This window comes from Streptomyces sp. NPDC127068, from assembly GCF_042724695.1.
In the GTDB taxonomy this organism is placed as follows: domain Bacteria; phylum Actinomycetota; class Actinomycetes; order Streptomycetales; family Streptomycetaceae; genus Streptomyces.
This window is the reverse complement of record NZ_JBHXEN010000001.1, coordinates 253758-274870: the sequence shown is the minus strand read 5'-3', so window position 1 is coordinate 274870 and position 21113 is coordinate 253758. Positions and strand designations below refer to the sequence as shown.

Genomic DNA, 21113 nt, shown 5'->3' with positions numbered 1-21113 from the left:
CTTCCACACGCCGACTCCTCGCCCTCTCCGCACGAAGTTCCTAGGTGGGTACCTCCATGTCAAAAACCGCCCCGTCGCAGCCCGAGACAGATCCGGGCCGCCCGACCGCCGATCCGCTGCGCTGGAAAGCCCTGGTCTTCATCGCCCTGGCCCAGCTCATGGTCGTGCTCGACGCGACCATCGTGAACATCGCCCTGCCGTCCGCCCAGACGGACCTGGGCATATCCGACGGCAACCGCCAGTGGGTCATCACCGCCTACGCACTCGCGTTCGGCGGCCTCCTGCTCTTCGGCGGTCGCATCGCCGACCTGTGGGGCCGCAAGAACACGTTCATCACCGGACTCGTCGGATTCGCCCTCGCGTCCGCCCTGGGCGGCGCCGCGCAGAACGAGGCGATGCTGCTCGCCTCCCGCGCACTCCAGGGCGTCTTCGGCGCACTGCTCGCGCCCGCCGCGCTGTCGCTGCTGGCCGTGATGTTCACCGACGGCCGCGAGCGCGCCAAGGCGTTCGGCATCTACGGTGCCATCGCCGGTGGCGGTGGAGCCGTGGGCCTGATCCTCGGCGGCGTCCTCACCGAGTACCTCGACTGGCGCTGGACCTTCTACGTCAACATCCCCTTCGCCGCGGTCGCCGCGGTGGGCGCCTACCTCGTCATCCAGGAACGCGCCGACGCCCGCAACCGGGCCCCGCTCGACATCCCCGGCGTGGTGCTGTCCACGCTCGGCCTGGTCGCGCTGGTCTACGGCTTCACTCGCGCCGAATCCGAAGGCTGGTCGGACACGGTCACCATCGTGATGTTCGTGGCCTCCGTGGCGCTGCTCGCCGCCTTCGTCGTCGTCGAGTCCAAGGTGAAGGCGCCGCTGCTGCCGCTGCGCGTGCTGACCGAGCGCAACCGTGCGGGCGTGTACCTGTCCCTCGGCCTCGCCGTGATCTCGATGTTCGGCCTGTTCCTGTTCCTGACCTACTACCTCCAGATCGTCAAGGACTACTCCCCGGTCAGCACCGGCTTCGCGTTCCTGCCGATGATCGTCGGCATGATCACCGGCTCCACGCAGATCGGTGCGCGACTGATGACCCGGGTGCCGGCCCGGACCCTGATGGGCCCCGGCTTCCTGGTCGCGGCGGTCGGCATGCTGCTGCTCACCCAGTTGGAGATCGACTCCTCGTACGCGGCCCTGCTGCTGCCCGCGATGCTGCTGCTCGGCCTCGGCATGGGCACCGCGTTCATGCCGGCCATGTCGCTGTCGACGTACGGCATCGAGCCCCGGGACGCCGGCGTCGCCTCCGCGATGGTCAACACCTCGCAGCAGGTCGGCGGCGCGGTCGGCACGGCGCTGCTCAACACGGTCGCCGCGTCCGCGACGACCGCCTACGTCAAGGACCACATGGCCTCGGCGAACTCCCCGTCGGCACAGAAGCTCGTGGAACTGCGGGCCATGGTCGAGGGCTACACCAGCGCGATCTGGTTCGCCGTGGGCATCCTCGTCCTCTCCGCGGTCATCGCCCTGACGATGATCAACGCGGGGCTGCCCGACGCGGACGGCCCGGACGCGGACTCCGCGAAGGGCGACGCGGGGGACGAGCTGAAGGTGCCGGTCATCGCCCACTGAGTGCGGCACGAAGGGCCCGGGTGCGGGGACGGAACCATCTTCTGGGGTTCTCTTGGTCCCCACACCCGGGCCCTCGCGCGTGCATGCCTCGTGCGTTCGGGCCTCGTGCGTTCGGGCCTCGTGCGTTCGGGCCCGGCACGTGCAGGCCCGGGGCGCGCAGGTGTACGGGGCGCGCAGGTGTACGGGACGGGCAGGTCTACGGGGCGTGCGGACGGGCGCAGGGCCGGGTGCGGGAACGTACGGGCCGTTGCGCGCGGGTGGTCGTGGCGCGCGGGTCAGCGCAGCCAGGGCAGGTCCGCCCCGGCGTCCTTCGGCTGGAGTCCCTCGGCGACGATCTCCATGATCTCGCCGAGTGACTGTTGCTGACCGGGCGTGAGCCGGTCGAACAGGGCCTGACGCACGGCTTCGACATGGCCCGGCGCGGTGCGCCGCAACACTTCGTACCCCTGGTCGGTCAGGACCGCGAACTGGCCCCGCCGGTCCGACGGACAGTCCTCCCGGGTGACCCAGCCGCTCTTCTCCAGCCGGGCGACCGCATGGGACAGCCGAGACCGGGTGATCTTCGCGGCCCGCGCCATCTCCGTCATGCGCAGCCGCCGCCGCGGCGCCTCGGAGAGCTGGACCAGGAAGCCGTAGTACAGGTGGGGCATGCCCGCGTCACGCTGGAGCTGCCGGTCGAGGTGATCGTCCAGCAGGGTCGTCGCGCTCAGGTATGCCTGCCACACCCGCTGCTCCTCGCTGCTCAGCCAACGGGGCGCGGCGGGCTGCGCGGGCTCGGCGTCCTCCGAGGTGCGCCCGGGGCGTGACGTGGGCCCGGGGTGCGCCGGGTGCGCGGTCGGTATGGGCTCCGCCGGCTGCACGCGCCGGGCGGGTCGTCGGGGCGGGGCGGCGGAGGCGGTAGGGGCTTGGTCGGGTACCGCCGCGATGGGCGCGGACCGCGTGGACGGAGTGGGTGGCGGTGAGGGTGCCGTCGTCATGTTTCCCACTGTACGAGCTCCTTCTTGAACGTTAAACAAAATGGGCGTAGCCTCGGCCGGAGGTAAGAACTTGAGACTTCAAGCATCCTGGAACTCCAAGCATCCCGCTGGCCTGGCGTCGAGCCGCTAAGGACCCACGCGTCTCACCACCCGCCCACCCCGGAGCCGTTACCATGACCCCCGTCACAGCCCACCCGGCCCACCCGGAGCCCCGCAGCACGCACCGCATGCCCGCGCTCTACCTCAGCCACGGCGCGCCCCCGCTCGCCGACGACTCCGTCTGGCCCGGACAGCTCGCCGCCTGGTCCGCCGACCTGCCGCGCCCCCGGGCGATCCTGATGGTCTCCGCACACTGGGAAGAGGCCCCGCTCGCCCTCGGGGCGGTCGAGCGCACCCCCCTCGTCCACGACTTCTGGGGCTTCCCCGAGCACTACTACGCCGTGCGCTACGACGCGCCCGGCGCACCGGAGCTCGCAGAATCGGTACGCCGACTGCTGCGCGCCCCTGGAGCGCCGGTCCAGGACATCCCGGACCGGGGTCTCGACCACGGTGCCTACGTGCCGCTGGTCGAGATGTACCCGGACGCCGACGTCCCGGTGCTCCAGATCTCCCTGCCGACCCTCGACCCGCGCAAGCTGATGGACGTCGGGCGCAAGCTCGCACCACTGCGCGACGAAGGGGTGCTCATCGTCGGGAGCGGCTTCTTCACCCACAACCTGGCGGCGCTGCGGCACGCGGGCGGAGTGCCGGGCTGGTCCGTGGAGTTCGACGACTGGGGGCACCGCGCCCTCGACTCCGGTGACGTCGACGGATTGCTCGACTTCACCGTCAAGTCGCCCGCCGGCGCTCTGGCCCACCCCCGTACGGAACACTTCGCCCCCCTCTTCGTCACGATGGGTGCCGCCGACGCGGCCGGGGACCTGGACACGCAGCGGAGCGTGATCGACGGCTTCTGGATGGGACTCGCCAAACGATCGGTGCAGTTCGGTTGAGACGGCTCGGCCGCGGGCCTGCTAGAAGACCGGCTCATTGAGGTCGATCGCCCGTCGCGCCGCGGCCAGGGCGAGCGGATCGCCCACGTCGACCGCGGTGTCGACGAACTTGATGGTGTGGTCGTCGCCGTGCGCCGCGGCCCGCGCGAACAACTCCGCCGCCGTCGCCGCGCCCCCAGATGCCGGCCTTGAGGGGTGCGGGTCCGCGGACCCGGGGCTGTAGGCGGCGGTCACCGCCGCGCTCGCCGCCCACGCCGTGGCGAGCGACACGGGCCACCACGCCCGGGGGAGCGCGGGCAGGGCCGCAGCACGGCGTTCGGCGCGGTCGCCGCGTGCACCAGCATCACCGGCGCCCCGTGTCCGTGGGTGGCGTACCGGTGCACGGCGGCGGCGACGAGCTCGGTCAGCGCGGCGCGGGCCTCGTACGGGTCGGTGGTGGCGGTGGCCGACCACGAGGGGAACGCGGTCAGCTGGGCCAGCCGGTCCTCGATGCCGCCGTCCTGTCGGGCGACCCGCGGTACGGCATCCAGTGCGGCCGATGCCGTTCCGACGGTTCGGCCCGTCGCGAGGGCGGGCAGCGGCTGGTGCCGGGCGGCCCAGTAGCCGAGCCCGTGGGCCAACTCCGCGAGCCGTGGACCCCTCAGCGGTTCCGTCGTGCCGCGCGGTCCGGTAGCCGAGGGGGTGGGCGGTGCGCCGGTCTCGTCGGCGAGCAGGGTGCGGACGGCGTGTCCCACCCGGATCGCGGGGTGCGTCGCGCCACCTGCGATGCCGGGAAGCAGCCGCGGCCACCACTCGGCGAGTACCGCCCGCCAGGGTCGCTCCGTGCACTCCCGTACGAAGAAGTCCGTCCAGTCGGTGATCCGGCGGGGGTCGCCCAGGGCCTGTGACCAGTTGTCACCCGTCACCCGCGCGTACGGGGCGGGCATGTCCTCCAACCTGTCGCGGTACGCGTCCAACCATCGGTGCACGACCTCCGCCTGACCGCCTCTGACCAGTGCCTCGACTGCCATGGGCGCGTGGTTGCTCAGCCAGCCCAACCGCTCCGGCCCCGAGGCGTGCAGCCGTTCCAGCGCCTCGTCGAGCGTGCCGCTGCGGTCCGGCGAGGATGCGACGAGCGGTTCGCCGCCGAGGGGCGCGGTGGTGCCGTTGACCGTGGTGCTCTCCGGGGTGCCGGGTCCGTGGGGGAGTGGGGTCATGCCCGGCACCGTAGAACAGACGGTCGTCGACCGTAACGGGCTGGAGTCGTAGGTCCGGGGCACGAGGGGCGAACGGGCCAACGGCGCGTCCGTGCGCGCGGACGAGTGGCCGGGTGGGCCGGCGGTGGAAGACTGCCCCCGGCTGCGCACACCGAGGGGACGGGAAACGGGACGTCTGAGCGTTGAGGCGGCGGTGACCGGGCGCGGCGGTGGCATGGTCGAGAGCGGCTGAGGGGTGCGCCGGCCGTGCGGCGGGACGGGTGGCGCGACGGGTGGCGTTGAGGGGGCGGCGCGCTGATGGGGTGGCGATCGACCGATCGGTGGGTCGAACGGCGACGAGGCAACTAATTCGTGACCCGGTTCGTCTTGACGGACGGGAGGTCGGGAAGCGGACCGCACCTCCCGGGACGCGGTCGACCCGACGAACGTGAGGCAGGTCTCACCAGGCGCCCCAGGATTCCCTGACGGCACAGTGAGCCCGCCCCGTCACCGTCCTGACCTGCGTATCCGTGGGAAGCGGGCTCTGTCATGCCCTTGTGGCGCCGCAGGATACTGCATGATCAGAGAAATCGACGAGCGCCATGGGAATTCTGTCCGGATTCCAGTCGTTGTTTCCTTCGGAAGCTGGGCACCCGCCAGGGTGAGCAGATGCACACGTAAGGACCTCTGAACCACTCGCTAGCAAGGGAGCACGCATGGCAACCCGTGCCGTCGCCCGTCGTCAGTCCGCCACCCGCGGGACCGACGCGGCAAGCAGTGTTCGCGCGGGAGGCGGCGAGATCGCCGATCGCGACCTGGTCGGCATGTACCTCGACGAGATCGCACGCACGCCCCTGCTGGACGCGGCCAAGGAAGTGGAGCTGTCGCAGACGATCGAAGCCGGGGTGTACGCCCAGCAGATCATCGACGGCGAGATCGACAGCGACACCACGAAGAAGGAGGACGGCCCCTCCCCGGAGGAGCTGGAAGCTCTGGTCGCCGCCGGTGAGCGGGCCAAGGACGTCTTCATCCGGTCCAACCTCCGTCTGGTCGTCGCCGTTGCCCGCCGGTACCCGCGCAGTGGTCTGCCCCTCCTCGACCTGATCCAGGAGGGCAACGCGGGCCTGGTCCGCGCGGTGGAGAAGTTCGACTACCGCAAGGGCTTCAAGTTCTCCACGTACGCGACCTGGTGGATTCGCCAGGCCATCACCCGCTCGATAGCCGACCAGTCCCGCACGATCCGGCTGCCCGTCCACCTCGTGGAGGAGCTGGGCCGCATCCGTCGGGTCCAGCGCGAGTTCAACCGCGAGAAGGGCCGGGACCCCGAGCCGCAGGAGATCGCCGAGGAACTGGACTCCACCCCCGCACGCGTCGTGGACGTCCTCGACTGGGCCCGCGACCCGGTCTCGCTGAACATGGCCGTCGACGACGAGGGCGATACCCAGTTCGGTGACCTCCTGGAGGACACGTCCGCCGTCTCCCCGGAACAGTCGGTGCTCACCCTGCTGCGCAGCGAAGAACTCGACGACCTCATCGGCCGCCTCGACCAGCGCACCGCCTCCATCATCAAGATGCGGTACGGCATCGACGACGGCCGGGAGCGCACCCTCACCGAGGTCGGCAAGGAACACGGCCTCACTCGTGAGCGCATCCGCCAGATCGAGAAGCACGCCCTCCTCGAACTGAAGCGGCTCGCCCGGGACACGGGCTTCGACGCCGCTGCCTGACCGGGCCGGACCGGGCTTCCCGAGGGCACCGCCCGTGCAGGCCCCCGGGTCACGCGGCAGCGTCGGTCGACAGGGAGCGGGCGCGCCCGGAGGGGCGATGGCCCCGCCCGTGTCGACGGTGATCCGGTCCCTCCGGCTGGGAGCACGGAGCCCGGCCCGGTGGCACACTGGAAGAGGTTGCCGCACCACCTTCCCGGACGGACCTGCCCGCACCGTGAGGACATGCGAGCCGCCTTTCGGGGTACGGGAACCGGAGCGACCAGCGATTTGGGCATGAATCGCGCGTCTGCCGCTCACGAAAGCCACGGACATGAGGTACGTTCGCGACCACTGGGCAGGTGACCGTCCGCCTCCCACGGCCGGGACGCGTCCATGACGCTCCCGCCACCCCCTAGACGAGCCCCGGCGCCCACCCCCCCCGGCGCCGGGGCTCCCCCTTGCCCCGGCCCGTGCCTTGGACCTGCCCGGCACCGCCTCCGCTCACTGACCGGCCCACCCTCTCGGCCCAGCCGCCGTCCTACTCGGGCAGCCCGGCCCGCCCGGCCCGCGTCAACCTCTCGCCCAGCTCCCGCACCATCGTCACCAGCTCCGGCGGGCCGTCGACCTCGAACGCGCACCCCACCCACGCCAGCCGGCACGCCAGCCACTCCGGTGCGTCCCCCGTGGTTCCGTGCAGCACGCACGTCCCGTCGTCCGCTGGCTCCGGGGTGCCGAACAGACTCGGCAGCCGACCCATCACCTCCTCCACCGGCGCAGCGAACCTCACGGAGAACGCATAGGTCTTCCACTGCCCCCTGATCCGGTCCCGCAGGAACTCGGCCGCACTGCCCTGGGGCAGTTCCCTCGGGGTGAAACGGGCACCCGTCGCCAAGGGTTCACCGGCCACCCGGTCCACCCGGAAGGTCCGCCAGTCGCTCCGCTCCACATCGAACGCCACCAGGTACCAGCGGCGTCCCGTGGACACCAGGCGGTGCGGTTCCGTGAGGCGACGGGACTCGGTGCCGTCCACCGAGCGGTAGGCGAACCTCAGACGCTCATGGCCCGCGATCGCCGATGCCATCACCGTCAACGTCTCCGTGGCGATGGTGGCGCCGTCCCCGCTGGTCAGGGGAACCGTCGCCGACTGGAGCACACTCACCCGGTGCCGTAGCCGACCCGGCAGCACCTGCTCCAGCTTCGCCAGCGCCCTCACCGACGCTTCCTCGATCCCCTCCACCGCGTGGCCCGCGCCGGCCCGCAGACCCACCGCGATGGCCACCGCCTCCTCGTCGTCCAGGACCAGCGGCGGCAGCGCCTTCCCCGCCACCAACCGGTACCCGCCGTCCGCTCCGCGTGCCGCCTGCACGGGATAGCCCAGTTCGCGCAGCCGATCGATGTCCCGACGCACCGTGCGGCGGGAGACCCCAAGCCGCTGGGACAGCTCCCCGCCGGGCCACTCACGAGGTGTCTGGAGCAACGACAGGAGTTGGAGGAGCCGCGCCGAAGTGTCTGTTGTCGTCATGCCCCACAGAATGCCGCCGAAAGAGGCCACGAGCTGACCTAATGCACCTCTAGCTTGGGCGGCATGACCTCACCGACATCTCCTTCGTCAACGGTGCCCGCGCCGGCGCCCGTTACCGAGAGTGGACCCCTTGCCGGCGCGCACCCGCTCGGAGGAGGGACCAGCCCCGCCACCGACACCGTTGGGTCCGCCCCGCCCGGTGCGGGCGCCACGGGCACCCGCGAGGGATCGGGGAGCGCTGATCCCGCATCCGGCAGCGGCACGCCGGACCGGCGGCGCTGGTTCGCCCTGGCGATCGTCATGACCGCGGCGTTCATGGACCTCGTTGACGTGACGATCGTCAACATCGCCATCCCCGCGATCCAGCGGGACGAGGGCGCCAGCTTCAGCCACATCCAGTGGATCACCGCGGGATACGCGCTCGCCTTCGCGGCCGGACTCATCACGGGCGGTCGCCTCGGCGACATCCACGGCCGCAAACGGGTCTTCCTCATCGGCATAGCGGGCTTCACCGTCGCGTCCGCGCTCTGCGGGCTCGCCGTCAACCCGGACATGCTGGTCGCCTCCCGCATCCTCCAGGGTGCGACGGCCGCGCTGATGGTGCCGCAGGTGCTGTCGATCGTCCATGCGACGTTCCCCGCCCACGAGCGCGGAAAGGTCTTCGGGCTGTTCGGTGCGGTGGTCGGACTCGGCGCGGTCTCCGGTCCGTTGCTGGGCGCACTGCTCACCCAGTGGAACCTCTTCGGCCTGGAGTGGCGGCCGATCTTCCTGATCAACCTGCCCGTGGGCGTCCTCGGGCTGGTCCTCGGACGCAAGTTCATCACCGAGTCGAAGGCCCCCCAGGCCCTCAAGCTCGACCTCGTCGGCGTCGCCCTGGTCACCGGCGGCCTGCTGATGCTGCTCTACCCGCTGACGCACGGAAGGGAACTCGGCTGGCCGATGTGGGGGTACGCGTCGATGGTGGGGGCGTTCGCCGTCTTCGTGGCACTTGTCGCGTACGAGCGGCGCAAGGCGCGCCAGGACGGCTCGCCGCTGATCGAACTGTCGCTGTTCCGGGTGAAGAGCTTCGCCGCGGGAATCGCCGTGCAGACCGTCTTCGGGATCGGCCTCGGCATCTTCTTCCTGGTCTGGACCCTCTACATGCAGATCGGCCTCGGGTGGAGCCCCCTGCGCGCCGGACTCACCGGAGTCCCGTTCTCCATCGCGGTCTCCGTCGCCGCGGGCGTCTCGGTCCAGATGCTCGTCCCGCGCTTCGGACGGAAGGTGCTTCAGGCCGGTGCCCTGACCATGGCGGCGGGCGTGCTGCTCTACATCTGGGAGGCCGACCACTTCGGCGCGGACATCACCGCCTGGCAGATGGTGCTGCCGCTCGTCTTCATGGGCATCGGCATGGGGCTGATCGTCGCGCCGCTGACGGATGCGATCCTGTCCGAAGTGCCGCGTGAGCACGCCGGATCGGCGTCGGGGCTGATCAACACCGTTCAGCAGATGGGCAACGCCCTCGGCCTGGGCCTCGTCTCCGTCGTGTTCTTCGGCGTCGTCAACGAGCGCGTGCCGCGGACGGCGCTGGGCGAGGAGTTCGCGAACGGCTTCGAGAACGCGCTCGGCTACGTCGTTGTCGTCCTGCTGGTGATCTTCGGGTTGATGTTCCTGCTGCCGCGCAAGCCCGGCACCGGGCTTGAGTCGGGGTCCGCAGCGGACGAAGTGCCCGTCGACCCGGCCGCCGGGGCACCGGCAACGGCACCGGGCGGCTCGGCCGGGACCGTCCAGGAGGACGCGCAGAGCCGCAAGGTCCTCACGCACTGATCGCTCGGGCGGGCCTGGGCGAGGGTTCCGTCCGAGAGGGCCGCCCGGTGGACGCGGACTCCGTGTCCACCGGGCGGCCCCGTCGCGTTCACCAGGTGTGGCACCACCTCGTGCTGCGCTCTGCCTGCGCCCGATGACCAGCCCCCGCAGAGCACGCAGCCCTGAGCGAACGGCGAGTGACCATCCGAACATTCGGTCGGTAACGGGAACGCTGATCCTGTTCCTCATGCTGCTCTCCCCCGTGAAGTGCTGCGCGAAGGCTCTACGGAGAACCCGTGTGGCGGGGCCGTGACCTTCTGCCGTAAACGGTAGCCGGGTCCACCACATCCTGCTGGGGCCTGTGGATAACTCCGACGGGACGGTGACTGCTACTCCAATGACTTCCGGATTGCCGGCATGCTGGGGCGCTCCTCCCCGGCTCCCGAGTGCGTTCGCCAAGCGATTCGTCCACTCGCGCCCCGCCCGTCAACCCCACCGGTCCGCTCGCTCGGCGATGGCCCGGCCTCCGAGGTGGCACACCGTCACAGGCCATCACATGAACCGGACATGGGGCGCCATGCGCCGCTTAATCCCCTTAGACCCCTGTTGTAGACCCCATCGCCTGAGGTCTACTGTCGACATGCCTGAGCACATGTCGACCCTCCAGCAACTGGGCGCCGCCGCCCTCGCGCTGGCCGCCGTCCTGTGGACGGTGATTCTGATACGGCTCCTGCGCAGGGAACCCCGCCCGGGCCCGTCCGCTCCACGGCCCGGCACTCCCGATGCGGGTCCGTTCCAGTCGCGACCCGACGTCCCTGGCGATGCGCTCGACGTGCCCGCGGCACCCGCCCAGCCGAACGTGACCAGCCCGTTCGTGCACCGCGCACGCCGCCCCCGCACCCACCACCACCGCACCGTCAGGGCTGGTCGGGCAACGCTGCGCGCCCTGCCGCGCCAGCACACGCCGATCACCGACTCCGTCACCCTCACACCGACGGAGCGCGCCACGTTCGACGCACTGGTTCGGCAGTGGGGCCACGACGATCCTCCGCACCAGTCCTGAACCCCGCCAGGTCCGCGGGCGCACCACAGCGGGCTTACCGTGGACCGTCCTGCACCGGCGAGTTCCGGTTCGCGGAAACGACCAGAATGACGAGAACGCCGAAGAGGTCGAGGCGCGGGGGTGCTGTGGTAGCGGGGCAGCGCGGGGAACGGGCAGACGGAACCGCCCACCCGACTGCTGAGTCGCACTGCTGGACGGGAGGGCGAGGAGGCTTCGCGGCTCTAGGCTCCGGGAGCCCGTGAAGCGCGCCGCTCCACGGCCTCACGGGCAGCGTCCTCGCTCTCGTAGACCTCGCACATGTGACGGCCGTCGGGCGTCGCCGTGTGCTCGACCTCCCAGAGGCTGACCTCGCACCCGTCGCTCAGGAGGAACGCGTGCTCGTACAACGAGAACGAGAACGCAGTCACCCCCTCGACGCTGGGCAACGGCCGCCCGAACGCCTGCGTGATCTGATGCGCGCAGGCGTTCTGTAGGAGCAGGGCCATGTCCGCGTCCGGTCCGTCCGTGTTCTCGGCTCGACGCAGTAAACGGCGTGCGTGGTCCGCGGAGTCATCCGGCGCGTAGTCGTGACGGGGCCGGGGTGCGGGCGCCAAATGGATCACTACGGGCAACTCGAAGTCCGGGGTCTCCGCCGGGAGGGGCAACCGGGTCGTGGCGGTCCGCACGTCTTCTTCTTCCGTGTACAGCTCGTGCAGCAACTGCCCGCGCCCACCGGGGCCCGTGTTGTGCACCAGCTCCCACAAGGTGAGCGCACTGCCGTCAGCGAGCAGCCACGTGTGACGGTACGTCTCGCGGTGCAGCCCCCTGCTGTGGTGCGCGGAGTGCAGCGAACTGTCATGCGCGAGCGCGCAGTCGAGGCGGCTTATGGTCTCGTCCGGCAGCTCGAAGGAGTTGAGGGCACGCCCGAGGAGTCGAGCGAGGTGCTCCTCAGGAGACTCGGACGACTCGGGTGGCTCGTGCGCCGACGCATGCGGACCGCTCAAGGCACCTCCCCGTGTTAGCTGCTAGTCACTTCGTGGGTGCATACCGTAGCCCCTCCATGGGACGTCATGTCCAGGAACCGGGAAAACGTCCGAGCCGCGCAGGAAGTTCCCGCGCGACGCGCAACACCCCGACCTTCACATGACAATCCCGTATCCAAGGATCACTCATTCCCACGAGGTGCGATCGCCAATACCCGTATGCACCAACACGTCTGATGCAGCGGCGGGTACGAGACATCCGCTTCCGGCGACAACTGGCCGACGGGAGCGGCGACCGACGAGACGCCCCGAGGTACGACGAGGCCAGCGGGAGGTTGACGGCGGCTGCGGATGACTTGAAGCCGCCCCTGTCCGACGGCAGGTCGATCCCGGGGTGACTCAACGGGAGGAGCGAAGGCCGAAGGTCGAACCCAGGTTATACGGCGCTGCCGGCCAGCCAAGCATTCCAGGGCATGTTCCACCCGTTGAGGCCGTTGTGAGGTGCGATCGTCGTATCGCGAGAGTCCTTCACCACTACGACGTCCCCCACTGTGGAACCGTCGTAGAAGCGCCTCCTCGGCGTGTCGCTGCTCGCCCCCTGCGCATCTCGCAGACCCGCACATCCGTGGCTGGTCCCCGTCCTCCTGAACGGCGGGTTCCTGCGCGGGTACCAGTAGTTGCCGTGAATGAACGTTCCTGCCTGCGAAAGACGCATGGCATGCGGTACGTCCGGGATGTCGTACCCCCCCCGCGAGGCCGATGGTGGCACCGTTCAACCTCGACTGCTGCAGCATCGCGGAGACCGCCATCTTCCTGTTGTGCGCCGGGGTCTCCGGGCTGCTGCCGACCGAGAACGGGAACGTCTGCATGACCTTCCCGTTCCGTTCCACCTTCATCGTCTGTGCCTTCACGTCCGCCGTGGACCCCGTGAGCACCCGAGGGTGAAGGTCACGCGTGGCGGCCGGGCATGTGACCGCTGAGATCAGCCGTCGTGCAACTCCGTCAACTCCGTGTAGGAGGGAAAGACGCCTCCCGTTCCGGTCGTCGACTCGGCTGCCCGCACGGCGCGAACGATCGCGCGCGTCACCATGTCAGCCCCGGCGGCGAGCACGTCGTTCAGCGACAAGGGGTCGTACGGCGAGAGTGTTCGCTCACCCGACGCGAGAGCGAACACGGTGTCACCGTCGTTCAATAGGTGGACCGGACGGACGGCCCGAGCGATCCCGTCATGTGCCGTACCGGCGAGCTTCTGGGCCTGGGCCCTCGTCAGGTCGGCGTCTGTCGCCACGACGGCCAGCGTGGTGTTCAGGGGAGGCGCGGCCAGCCGCGCCGAGGCCGCGTGTCCCGCGGACTCCGCATTCCTCCGGGCGGCGTCTTCGAGCAGCCGTTCGGCCCGATCGAGTAGCACCCGATCGGGATAGGTCACCTTGCCCTCGAAGTACTCCCCGTACAGCACACCCGTCCGTGCGTCCCATGCGGACCCGGCTGCGTTCGCCACCACCAGCGCGGCCACGACCACCCCCGAGGCCAAGCGCGTGCTGGCCGTACCCACTCCGCCCTTGAGACGACCCACGACACTTCCGGTGCCGGCACCCACCCCACCCACGGGAAACGGCGCACGGAGAGCGCTGGCTGCTGCTGCTTCCACTGCCGCCCTACCGGTCGACGCATCCGGCCGCGCCCGGAAGTCACCACCGCGCCCCAGGTCGAAGACGCACGCCGCGGGAACGACCGGTACGACGTGTGATGGGTCCGAGCCGACTCTGACGCCTCGGCCCTGGTCCTCCAGCCAGCCCATCACGCCGGTCGCCGCGTCCAGTCCGTACGCGCTGCCGCCGGTCAGCACCACCGCATCGATGCGCTGCACGACATTGCGAGGGTCGAGCGCATCAGTCTCCTTGGTGCCGGGTCCGCCTCCGCGCACGTCGACGGCGGCCGTGACCCCGCCTTCCGGCGCGAGTACGACCGTGGTCCCCGTCAGGTAGCCGCCCCCGACCAAGGTCGCGTGGCCGACCCGCAGTCCGGCCACATCGGTGAGCGCGTCCACCAGGGCGGGCAGGTCAGTCGGCTCCTGGGCGTTGTCCGCAGTCTGCTCCGTCATGGCCCCTGCGTACCACGTGTCGTAGCCACGTACGTCGAGGTGACCACCGGGTCGTGGGGCGGTGTCCGCGCAGACCGCGCAGACCGCGGAGCAAGTACGGGCCGGCTGCCTTGAACAGCGCCGTCCACAGTTGGACCAGCAGCAAGACCATCGACGACTCGCCGCAACACGCAGTGGGGTCCGTCGGTGCTTCGGGTGCCGCCTTCTCCGTCCGTTCGCCGGCTGCGGGTCCCGGGGCGTGGTCCCGCGGCGCGCTGTGCGGGACCTGTGCGCGGTTGCGTGGGCGGGCGGGCGCGTGGCTGCGGGAACCTCCCGGGCGCGGGCCGTTCCCGGAACCTGTGCGCCGCGCCGTCTGCCCGCCGGCTCCCGTAGGGCCCCGACTCCCGCGGGCTGCATTGCTCGCCGCGCCGGGTGTTCCGGGGGCCGTACGAGGTCGTTTCCGTGGCGTGGGCCGCACCGTGGGGGTCAGCCCACTGCTCGTCCTGACGTCTGACGGGCCAGCCGGGACGACAGGGCCACGCCGACCGTGATCGTGACCGTCAGCACCAACCCGGCTGCCAGCACGGACCACTGGCCGGCGAACGTGCAGGCGAGGACCGCCAGTGTTGTCGCCGGCAGTACCGACTGCCCCGCGATGCCGTGCTGGGAATGCCGGGCGAGCAGCCACCACACGGTCAGCAGGTACACCGCCGTGGGGATCGTCACCGAGGCGCTCGCCGCCAGCTGGGAGACGTGCGCCTGTCCCACGGTGTGTTCCACGAAGATCTCGGTGCCCGCGCCGATCGCCGCTGCCGAGCCCAGCACCAGGTAGTGGCCGTACCCCCACAGGAACGCCTGGCGGTTGCTGATCGTGCGGCTGCGGTTCGGCACCGCAAAGTAGATCCACCACGCGGCGAACACGATCAGCAGACTGCCGATCGAGACGGGGATCAATCGGCCCAACTCGTCGTGCTCGTCGACGGCCGACTTCACGGCGACGGTGGCCGCCGCGATCGACTCGCCCAGCACGATGATCGTGAACAGTCCGTACCGTTCCGCGATGTGGTGGGGGTGCCATGCCGTCGAGTGCTTCCGCTCCGCCACTGCCGGCACGGACAGCTCCGCGATCGCCATCACCAGGAACGTCCACGGGCGGGCGTCCTCCGGGAGGAGCAGCAAGAACAGCCACCCCACCTGGCACAGCGCGATGCCGATCGCGTACCGCATGGCCGTGCTGCGTTCGTCCCCGGTGCATCCGCGCGCTGCCCTCAGCCACTGGGTCACCATCGCGAGGCGCATGATCAGATAGCCGAGCCAGAGCACGAAGAAGTGATGCGCGAACGCCTCCGACACCCCGGCAGCCAGCACCAGGACACCTGCCATCTGCACCAGCGTGACCACTCGGAACAACGCGTCGTCGTTGTCGTAGGCCGACGCGAACCAGCTGAAGTTGACCCACGCCCAGAAGATCGCGAAGAAGACCATCGCGTAGTTCAGCACGCCCTCCCCGGAGTGGCTCTCGGCCACGGAGTGCACCAGCGAGCCGCCCGCCTGCGCGACGGCCACCACGAAGCACAGGTCGAAGAAGAGTTCCAGGGGAGACGCCACACGGTGCGCTTCGTCCCGCCCGCGGGCGACCAAGGGGCGCAGGGGCGCTCCGGGCCCGGCCGCCGATGGGGAGCTGGAGGAGGTCATGCCAGCAGCACAGCAGACGGGGGTGGCGACCCGGGGTCGCGGACGCCTCGTGTCGGCCCGGATACCGCTTGACGCGCACCGCGAGGGATGCCTCCGCGGGGTCCTGTGGGGGCCTGCCCTCGGTCCGCGGGCGCGCACCACCCTCCCGCGGTCGGGGGGCGGGCCGGTCCGTGCGGCGCGGGTCGGGGCCGCACCCTGCGTACGCTGGAGGCATGAGCACCCGTCCCGCGTCCGAGCCCCGAGACCCCCGACCTGCGCTGATCTTCGACGACCCGCTGTCGCAGCCGGCGCCGGACGACTCGGACCGGGGCTGGGGTGACGCCCCGGCGTCCAGCGGCGACGCCGCCGCCTCCGACCTGGCGCGGTTCCTCGACGAGAAGCCGCCCCACCACCTCTGAACCCAGTGCCACACCCGGGGCGCCAGGCGGCCGACACCGTGTCCGGTGCTGCCTGGGCCGGGGGATCGCCTCCTCGGCGACGCCAGGAGACGGTGCACGGCGTCCAGGAGCCGGCGTCGGCGTCGGCTGAGCGAACGCGAGCCCCGCGCGCACCGGCTGACGAGGACGTCCGCCAGTTCGCGCGGGGCTCGTGCCCGCTGAGCCGTTACTGCTGCCGGCCGGTCCCCGGACCCGTGGCCGGACCCGTGGCCGGACCCGTGCCTGTTCCCGGACCGGTGCCCGTGCCTGTTCCCGAGCCCGAGCCCGTGTTCGGACCGCGCTGTGCCACCAGGGCGTCGCGGATCTCCTTGAGCACCTCCAGCTCGGACACCTCGATGACTTCCTGTGCGCCTTCCTTGGCGGCCCTGCGGTCCGCCTGACGCGCCAGGTACTTCGACATCGGCAGCACCATCAGGAAGTACACGACCGCCGCGGTGATCACGAAGGTGAGCGTCGCGCTGAGAACGGACCCCCACATGATCGGGATGCCGCTCGTGGCCGTTCCGGTCTTGGCGTCGTAGCTGCAGGGCCCCTTCAAGCAGGAGCTGTACGCGTCCAGGTTCTTGGTGCCGAACGCGCCGACGAGCGGGTTGATCACACCCTTCACCACGGAGTTCACGACGTTCGTGAACGCGGCGCCGATGACCACGGCCACCGCCAGGTCGATGACGTTCCCCCGCATGAGGAACGCCTTGAAGCCTTCCCAGATGTTCGGCTTCTTCTTCTCGCTCACTAGGAGGCCCCTCTTCGCACGTACAGCTTGCGGAACAAACAACTCCGCAACCTACGTCAGGGCTCCGCCACCCTGTCCAATCCGTTGACGCGATGGAGTGACGTGCGAGTGAACGGATGGTGGCGATCGCTCCGAGGGCATTACGGGGCCACCGGTCGGTGTTCATCGCAGGACCACCGCCAGTCGGGACCCGCTGGTGCCCGCGAGTCGGGCCGCGGCGCTGCGGGTCGTCGCGAGGACCACCAAGGCCCCGCCCTCCGCCGCGCCGTCGGTGGTCGGGGGAAGTTCGACCACGCGCACCCCGGCCGCCACGACCCGGCCCGACCGGCCCGACGGAGTGCCGTCCGTCGCGATGACGTCGATGCGGTCGCCGCGCTTCAGGAGTCGTGCGACCGCCGGATCGGCGATGCGTACCGGTGCACGCACCCGGTCCGCCACGGCGCGCCGCTCCGGGGCCGGCTCGTCTTCCCGCGGGGCGGCACGGCCGGCCTTCCCGTCCGCTCCGGCCGGGGGCAGAGGCGGTTCGAGGGACAGCAGCGCGATCGCCGTGGCCACCAGGCACACCGCTGCGGCCCGCCGCCCGTGACGGGTGATCCTGCGCAACGGCGGGAGTCCGCTGCGGACCCGCACCGGAGGAAAGGGGGGTACCGCGCTCGTCGGCGGGACCTCGCTGCGGACCGGCGGGGCGGTGGGTTCCTCTACGGTGCGGTGCCCTTCGGAGGGCGGCCACAGGTAGCGGGAGGGCTGGGCCGCGGGGGGCCGAGGGGCAGGGGGCGAGTGGGGATGCGGCACGGTTCACCACCGGGGAGGGAAGGACACGTTGCCGTCCACTTTGAGGGACGGGACGAATCCTCGCTGGCGGGTGTGGGCGCCCCGGCTGTTGTGGATAACTGCCTCACCCGAACGGGTAGTTCCGCGCAGCAGGGGCGCTGCAGATCCTCCGGGCGCAGCGGACCCTACTTCCGGACCCGGTGTAACTTCCGTCCCCGGAACCACCCGAGGCCCGGAACCACCCGAGGCCCGAAGCCGCCCGAGGCCCGAAGCCGCCCGAGGCCCAGAGCTGCCTGCGGCCCAAAGCCACGCGAGGCCCGGAGCTACCTGCGGCGGCCCCGTCGCTGCCGCACCGCCGGCGGCGACGGGGCCGGTCCGGGGCCTACGGCAGTTCCACGCCCGGGTCGGTTCCGGCCAGGGCGCCCGTGCACAGGCAGTCCCGCTCGGCGTCCGCGGGGAGCCCGGCCACCGTGTCGAACAGGACCGTCCGGAGTCGGTCGACGTTCGTGGCGAACACCTTGAGGACCTCCTCGTGCGAGACGCCGTCCCCGGTCTCCGCACCGGCGTCCAGGTCGGTCACCAGGGTCATCGAGGTGTAACAGAGCGCGAGCTCACGGGCGAGCGCCGCCTCCGGGTGCCCGGTCATCCCGACCACGGACCAGCCCTGAGCGGCGTGCCACAGGGATTCCGCCCGGGTGGAGAACCGGGGGCCTTCGATCACCACCAGCGTGCCGCCGTCCACCGGTTCCCAGTCGAGGCTGCGGGCGGCCTTCACCGCTATGCGACGGCCCGTGGAGCAGTAGGGGTCGGCGAACGACACGTGGACGACGTTCGGAACGGTTCCGTCGGGGCGAGGGACGCCGTCGAAGTAGGTCTGCGCACGGGACTTCGTCCGGTCGACCAACTGGTCGGGGACGAGCAGGGTCCCCGGGCCGTACTCGGTCCGCAGCCCTCCCACCGCACAGGGGCCGAGCACCTGTCGCACCCCCACGGACCGGAGGGCCCAGAGGTTGGCCCGGTAGTTGATGCGGTGCGGCGGCAGGTGGTGGCCGCGGCCGTGCCGGGGGAGGAAGGCGACCCGGCGGCCGGCGATCTCGCCGATGAAGAGTGCGTCGCTCGGAGCCCCGTAGGGGGTGTCGACGTGCACTTCGGTCACGTTGTCGAGGAAGGAGTAGAAGCCGGATCCGCCGATCACGCCGATCTCTGCTCGGTGCGCCGGTGAGGTGTCGGGCGCTGCGGTGTCCACCGGGAAGGGCTCGGCCGAGGTGTCGGCCGCCGTCGGCGCCGGGGCCTCCGGCGTGTTCTCACGGGCCGCTCGTGTCACGTTCGCCTTGTCTGCCATGGTCTGCACAGTAGCTGTGTGGGACAGCACTGAGGGACCCCGCGTCCTCGGACGGTCGGGGTCCCTCGGTGTGCGCTGCCCGCTACGGGGCCGGCGGGGCTTTCGGGCGTGAGCCGGTGAGCTGCTCAGGCCGCGGACGAGCTGCTCGTGCTCGACGAGCTGCCCGACGAAGTGGACGTCGAGGTGCTTGACGAAGTGCTCGACGAGGACGTCGACGACTCGCCGGAACCGGAGGAACCGGAACCGGACGACTTCGACGCGGCGGCGGGTGAGCTGCTCGACGACGAACCGCGGCTGTCGTTGCGGTAGAAGCCGGATCCCTTGAAGACGATGCCGACGGCGGAGAACACCTTCTTGAGGCGGCCACTGCAGTTGGGGCACTCGGTCAGGGCGTCGTCGGTGAACTTCTGCACCGCTTCAAGGCCCTCGCCGCACTCGGTGCACTGGTACTGGTACGTCGGCACTTGCATCCTCCTGGCACTCTCACTCAATGAGTGCTAACGACGGTCCATAGTGACGTATTCCGTTGAATCAGTCCACCGGCACCGGTGTGCGGTGACCCACGCCACGTGCCACGGTCCGTTCGACGGCGGGTGTCGCGAGCCGGGAACGGAGGCTCACCAGGACCACCAGGGCGAGGGCCGTGCCCCCCAGCGGCACCAGGAACCCGGCGCCGTCCCAGGCCCGGTCCTCCAGCTGGCCGGCCGTCGTGACCGCCGCGGCCTGACCGAGCGCGACGGCCGCGGTCAGCAGCGTGAACGCCTCGGTGCGGGCGGTCGGCGGGACGAGGCGTTCGACGAGCGTGTACCCGGTGACCAGCCCCGGGGCGATGCTCATGCCGATGAGGAGCCCGAGGCCCGCGAGCAGCACGGGCGACTGGGCCGCCCACAGCCCCGAGGTGGTGACGACCAGCGCGAGGTACCCGAGGACCAGTCGGTTGTGGGGCGCCGACTTCCAGGCGAGTGCCCCGCAGACGAGCCCGGCGAGCATGTTGCCCGCGGCGAACACGCCGTACAGCACGCCGTTGAGGCCGGGCTCGCCGATCGACTGGGTGTAGGCGGCGAGGGAGACCTGGAGGCCGCCGAAGACGGTGCCGATGCCCAGGAAGGCGACGATCAGTACGCGTACGCCGGGCACCCGCAGGGCGGACGCGTGCTCCACGCGCGCGGGTGCACCGTTCGCGCCCCGGACGCCCGCAGCCGTACCCGGACCCGTATCCGTACGTGAATCCGCAGCCGTGTCCGCCAGCGCGTGGGTAGTTGCGTCCGCGCTGCCGCGCCGCCGCGCCGGTACGGGCTCCGTGGCCTTCTGCGCGGCGAAGAGCAGACCGCCGACCAGGGTGAGGCCCGCCTCGGTGAGCAGTCCCGCGGCCGGGTGCACCGAGGTGCACAGCGCGGTCGCGAACAGCGGACCCAGGACGAAGGTCAGCTCGTCCGTGACCGACTCGAAGGCCGCCGCGGTCGTCACGAGCGGTGACCCGTTCAGGGTCACGCCCCAGCGGGCGCGCACCATGGGGCCCACCTGCGGTACCGAAGCACCGGTCGGCACGGCCGCCACGAACAGTGCCCACAGCGGGGCGTCGGCCAGGGCGAGCGCCGTCAGGCCGACGACGGAGGCGGTGTGCAGCAGCACCCCGGGGACCAGGACCGCGCGCTGTCCGAAGCGGTCGGCGTACTTGCCGGCCAGCGGCCCGAACACCGCCATGGAGACGCCGGTGACCGCGGACACCGCGCCTGCGATGCCGTAGGAGTCCGTCGTGTGCTGGACCAGCAGGACGATCGAGATGATCAGCATGGCGAACGGGAGACGGGCGGCGAACCCGGGAAGCAGGAACGTCCAGGCGCCGGGTGTGCGCAGAAGCTGCCCGTAGCCGGGGCGGGCGGGCTTCGAGGTGACCGTGGGTGCCACGGCCCGTGCCTTTCTGCCGCCTGGTGACAGTGCCGCCGCGCGGGGCTGTCGAGAGCTGTCCTCTTGCGCGGAACTGCGGTAGATACCGGGCCGCCCACAGCGAAGGGGCATCGCGACGGCCGGCCGCCATACGGTCGCGCCAGCTCTGCATCAGGCAGAGTTGGTTCGATCAGAAGTGTCCAAGCATCGTACAGCGGGAAGCGGAGGCGGGCGGGCGAACGCGGATGAGGCACGTATCACCCGCGCTCGCCGGCCCGGTGGAGGCGCGCCGGCGCGTTCCTGTCGGGTCGAGCGCATGGTCGCGCGCCCGTACGCCGCCACGGGACCGCCGGCACGCCGGTACGCCCAGCGCGCG

Annotated in this window: 17 protein-coding genes and 1 pseudogene; 7 read left to right on the top strand and 11 right to left on the bottom strand. The window is 70.9% G+C overall.

Annotated features, from left to right (window positions below; genetic code table 11):
* Positions 1 to 56 precede the first annotated feature (56 nt).
* On the top strand, positions 57 to 1610 hold the full coding sequence (locus tag ACFWIA_RS01180; RefSeq protein ID WP_386999096.1) for an MFS transporter: 1554 nt from the start codon (positions 57 to 59) through the stop codon (positions 1608 to 1610).
* Positions 1611 to 1885: 275 nt separating this feature from the next.
* Here the strand turns inward: ACFWIA_RS01180 and ACFWIA_RS01175 are convergent, their stop codons facing one another.
* The gene (locus ACFWIA_RS01175; RefSeq protein ID WP_386999192.1) at positions 1886 to 2356 is read right to left on the bottom strand and encodes a MarR family winged helix-turn-helix transcriptional regulator; all 471 of its coding nucleotides are present in this window, start codon (positions 2354 to 2356) and stop codon (positions 1886 to 1888) included.
* A 404-nt stretch (positions 2357 to 2760) separates the two neighbouring features.
* On the opposite strand from ACFWIA_RS01175, the gene ACFWIA_RS01170 reads away from it, so the two are divergent.
* The gene (locus ACFWIA_RS01170; protein WP_386999094.1) at positions 2761 to 3579 is read left to right on the top strand and encodes a dioxygenase; all 819 of its coding nucleotides are present in this window, start codon (positions 2761 to 2763) and stop codon (positions 3577 to 3579) included.
* A 21-nt stretch (positions 3580 to 3600) separates the two neighbouring features.
* Here ACFWIA_RS01170 and ACFWIA_RS01165 read toward each other — a convergent pair.
* Positions 3601 to 4775: pseudogene (locus ACFWIA_RS01165) on the bottom strand (questin oxidase family protein).
* A 695-nt stretch (positions 4776 to 5470) separates the two neighbouring features.
* Between ACFWIA_RS01165 and ACFWIA_RS01160 the strand changes: the two are divergent.
* Positions 5471 to 6481: an RNA polymerase sigma factor RpoD/SigA gene (locus ACFWIA_RS01160; protein WP_386999092.1), complete on the top strand. Its 1011-nt coding sequence runs from the start codon at positions 5471 to 5473 to the stop codon at positions 6479 to 6481.
* A 517-nt stretch (positions 6482 to 6998) separates the two neighbouring features.
* On the opposite strand, the gene ACFWIA_RS01155 is transcribed toward ACFWIA_RS01160, so the two are convergent.
* Positions 6999 to 7982, bottom strand: coding sequence for a helix-turn-helix transcriptional regulator (locus tag ACFWIA_RS01155; RefSeq protein WP_386999090.1), 984 nt, complete (start codon positions 7980 to 7982; stop codon positions 6999 to 7001).
* Positions 7983 to 8282: 300 nt separating this feature from the next.
* Between ACFWIA_RS01155 and ACFWIA_RS01150 the strand changes: the two genes are divergently transcribed.
* Together ACFWIA_RS01150 and ACFWIA_RS01145 are read left to right on the top strand one after the other, a co-directional pair.
* Positions 8283 to 9788, top strand: coding sequence for an MFS transporter (locus tag ACFWIA_RS01150; protein ID WP_386999088.1), 1506 nt, complete (start codon positions 8283 to 8285; stop codon positions 9786 to 9788).
* Between the two features lie 619 nt (positions 9789 to 10407).
* Positions 10408 to 10830, top strand: coding sequence for a hypothetical protein (locus ACFWIA_RS01145; RefSeq protein WP_386999085.1), 423 nt, complete (start codon positions 10408 to 10410; stop codon positions 10828 to 10830).
* Between the two features lie 221 nt (positions 10831 to 11051).
* Here the strand turns inward: ACFWIA_RS01145 and ACFWIA_RS01140 are convergent, their stop codons facing one another.
* The gene (locus ACFWIA_RS01140) at positions 11052 to 11813 is read right to left on the bottom strand and encodes a DUF6227 family protein (RefSeq protein ID WP_386999083.1); all 762 of its coding nucleotides are present in this window, start codon (positions 11811 to 11813) and stop codon (positions 11052 to 11054) included.
* A gap of 738 nt (positions 11814 to 12551) precedes the next feature.
* Here ACFWIA_RS01140 and ACFWIA_RS01135 point away from each other — a divergent pair.
* Entirely contained in the window at positions 12552 to 12737 is a 186-nt protein-coding gene (locus ACFWIA_RS01135) for a hypothetical protein (RefSeq protein ID WP_386999081.1), read from the top strand.
* Between the two features lie 37 nt (positions 12738 to 12774).
* On the opposite strand, the gene ACFWIA_RS01130 is transcribed toward ACFWIA_RS01135, so the two are convergent.
* Together ACFWIA_RS01130 and ACFWIA_RS01125 are read right to left on the bottom strand one after the other, a co-directional pair.
* Positions 12775 to 13893, bottom strand: a complete 1119-nt coding sequence (locus tag ACFWIA_RS01130; RefSeq protein WP_386999079.1) for a P1 family peptidase — start codon at positions 13891 to 13893, stop codon at positions 12775 to 12777.
* A 465-nt stretch (positions 13894 to 14358) separates the two neighbouring features.
* The gene (locus ACFWIA_RS01125) at positions 14359 to 15567 is read right to left on the bottom strand and encodes a low temperature requirement protein A (protein ID WP_386999077.1); all 1209 of its coding nucleotides are present in this window, start codon (positions 15565 to 15567) and stop codon (positions 14359 to 14361) included.
* Positions 15568 to 15779: 212 nt separating this feature from the next.
* Between ACFWIA_RS01125 and ACFWIA_RS01120 the strand changes: the two genes are divergently transcribed.
* Positions 15780 to 15965, top strand: a complete 186-nt coding sequence (locus tag ACFWIA_RS01120; RefSeq protein ID WP_386999075.1) for a hypothetical protein — start codon at positions 15780 to 15782, stop codon at positions 15963 to 15965.
* A gap of 205 nt (positions 15966 to 16170) precedes the next feature.
* Here the strand turns inward: ACFWIA_RS01120 and ACFWIA_RS01115 are convergent, their stop codons facing one another.
* The 5 genes from ACFWIA_RS01115 to ACFWIA_RS01095 form a co-directional block, all read right to left on the bottom strand.
* Positions 16171 to 16737: an MscL family protein gene (locus ACFWIA_RS01115; RefSeq protein ID WP_386999073.1), complete on the bottom strand. Its 567-nt coding sequence runs from the start codon at positions 16735 to 16737 to the stop codon at positions 16171 to 16173.
* Positions 16738 to 16899: 162 nt separating this feature from the next.
* Complete coding sequence (locus ACFWIA_RS01110) at positions 16900 to 17292, bottom strand: hypothetical protein (protein WP_386999071.1); 393 nt, start codon at positions 17290 to 17292, stop codon at positions 16900 to 16902.
* Positions 17293 to 17890: 598 nt separating this feature from the next.
* Positions 17891 to 18850 carry an S-methyl-5'-thioadenosine phosphorylase gene (locus tag ACFWIA_RS01105; RefSeq protein ID WP_386999069.1) on the bottom strand — a complete coding sequence of 320 codons (960 nt, stop codon included), beginning with the start codon at positions 18848 to 18850 and terminating at the stop codon, positions 17891 to 17893.
* A 125-nt stretch (positions 18851 to 18975) separates the two neighbouring features.
* On the bottom strand, positions 18976 to 19314 hold the full coding sequence (locus ACFWIA_RS01100; RefSeq protein WP_386999067.1) for an FmdB family zinc ribbon protein: 339 nt from the start codon (positions 19312 to 19314) through the stop codon (positions 18976 to 18978).
* A 67-nt stretch (positions 19315 to 19381) separates the two neighbouring features.
* Complete coding sequence (locus tag ACFWIA_RS01095; RefSeq protein WP_386999065.1) at positions 19382 to 20758, bottom strand: MFS transporter; 1377 nt, start codon at positions 20756 to 20758, stop codon at positions 19382 to 19384.
* Positions 20759 to 21113: the final 355 nt, after the last annotated feature.

Excerpts from the sequence above, each read along its gene's own strand:
- ACFWIA_RS01170 (WP_386999094.1), top strand. The coding sequence starts at position 2,761 with ATGACCCCCGTCACAGCCCACCCGGCCCACCCGGAGCCCCGCAGCACG.
- ACFWIA_RS01105 (WP_386999069.1), bottom strand. The coding sequence starts at position 18,850 with ATGGCAGACAAGGCGAACGTGACACGAGCGGCCCGTGAGAACACGCCG.
- ACFWIA_RS01155 (WP_386999090.1), bottom strand. The coding sequence starts at position 7,982 with ATGACGACAACAGACACTTCGGCGCGGCTCCTCCAACTCCTGTCGTTG.
- ACFWIA_RS01135 (WP_386999081.1), top strand. The coding sequence starts at position 12,552 with ATGGTGGCACCGTTCAACCTCGACTGCTGCAGCATCGCGGAGACCGCC.
- ACFWIA_RS01130 (WP_386999079.1), bottom strand. The coding sequence starts at position 13,893 with ATGACGGAGCAGACTGCGGACAACGCCCAGGAGCCGACTGACCTGCCC.
- ACFWIA_RS01180 (WP_386999096.1), top strand. The coding sequence starts at position 57 with ATGTCAAAAACCGCCCCGTCGCAGCCCGAGACAGATCCGGGCCGCCCG.
- ACFWIA_RS01125 (WP_386999077.1), bottom strand. The coding sequence starts at position 15,567 with ATGACCTCCTCCAGCTCCCCATCGGCGGCCGGGCCCGGAGCGCCCCTG.
- ACFWIA_RS01120 (WP_386999075.1), top strand. The coding sequence starts at position 15,780 with ATGAGCACCCGTCCCGCGTCCGAGCCCCGAGACCCCCGACCTGCGCTG.
- ACFWIA_RS01145 (WP_386999085.1), top strand. The coding sequence starts at position 10,408 with ATGCCTGAGCACATGTCGACCCTCCAGCAACTGGGCGCCGCCGCCCTC.
- ACFWIA_RS01160 (WP_386999092.1), top strand. The coding sequence starts at position 5,471 with ATGGCAACCCGTGCCGTCGCCCGTCGTCAGTCCGCCACCCGCGGGACC.
- ACFWIA_RS01150 (WP_386999088.1), top strand. The coding sequence starts at position 8,283 with ATGACCGCGGCGTTCATGGACCTCGTTGACGTGACGATCGTCAACATC.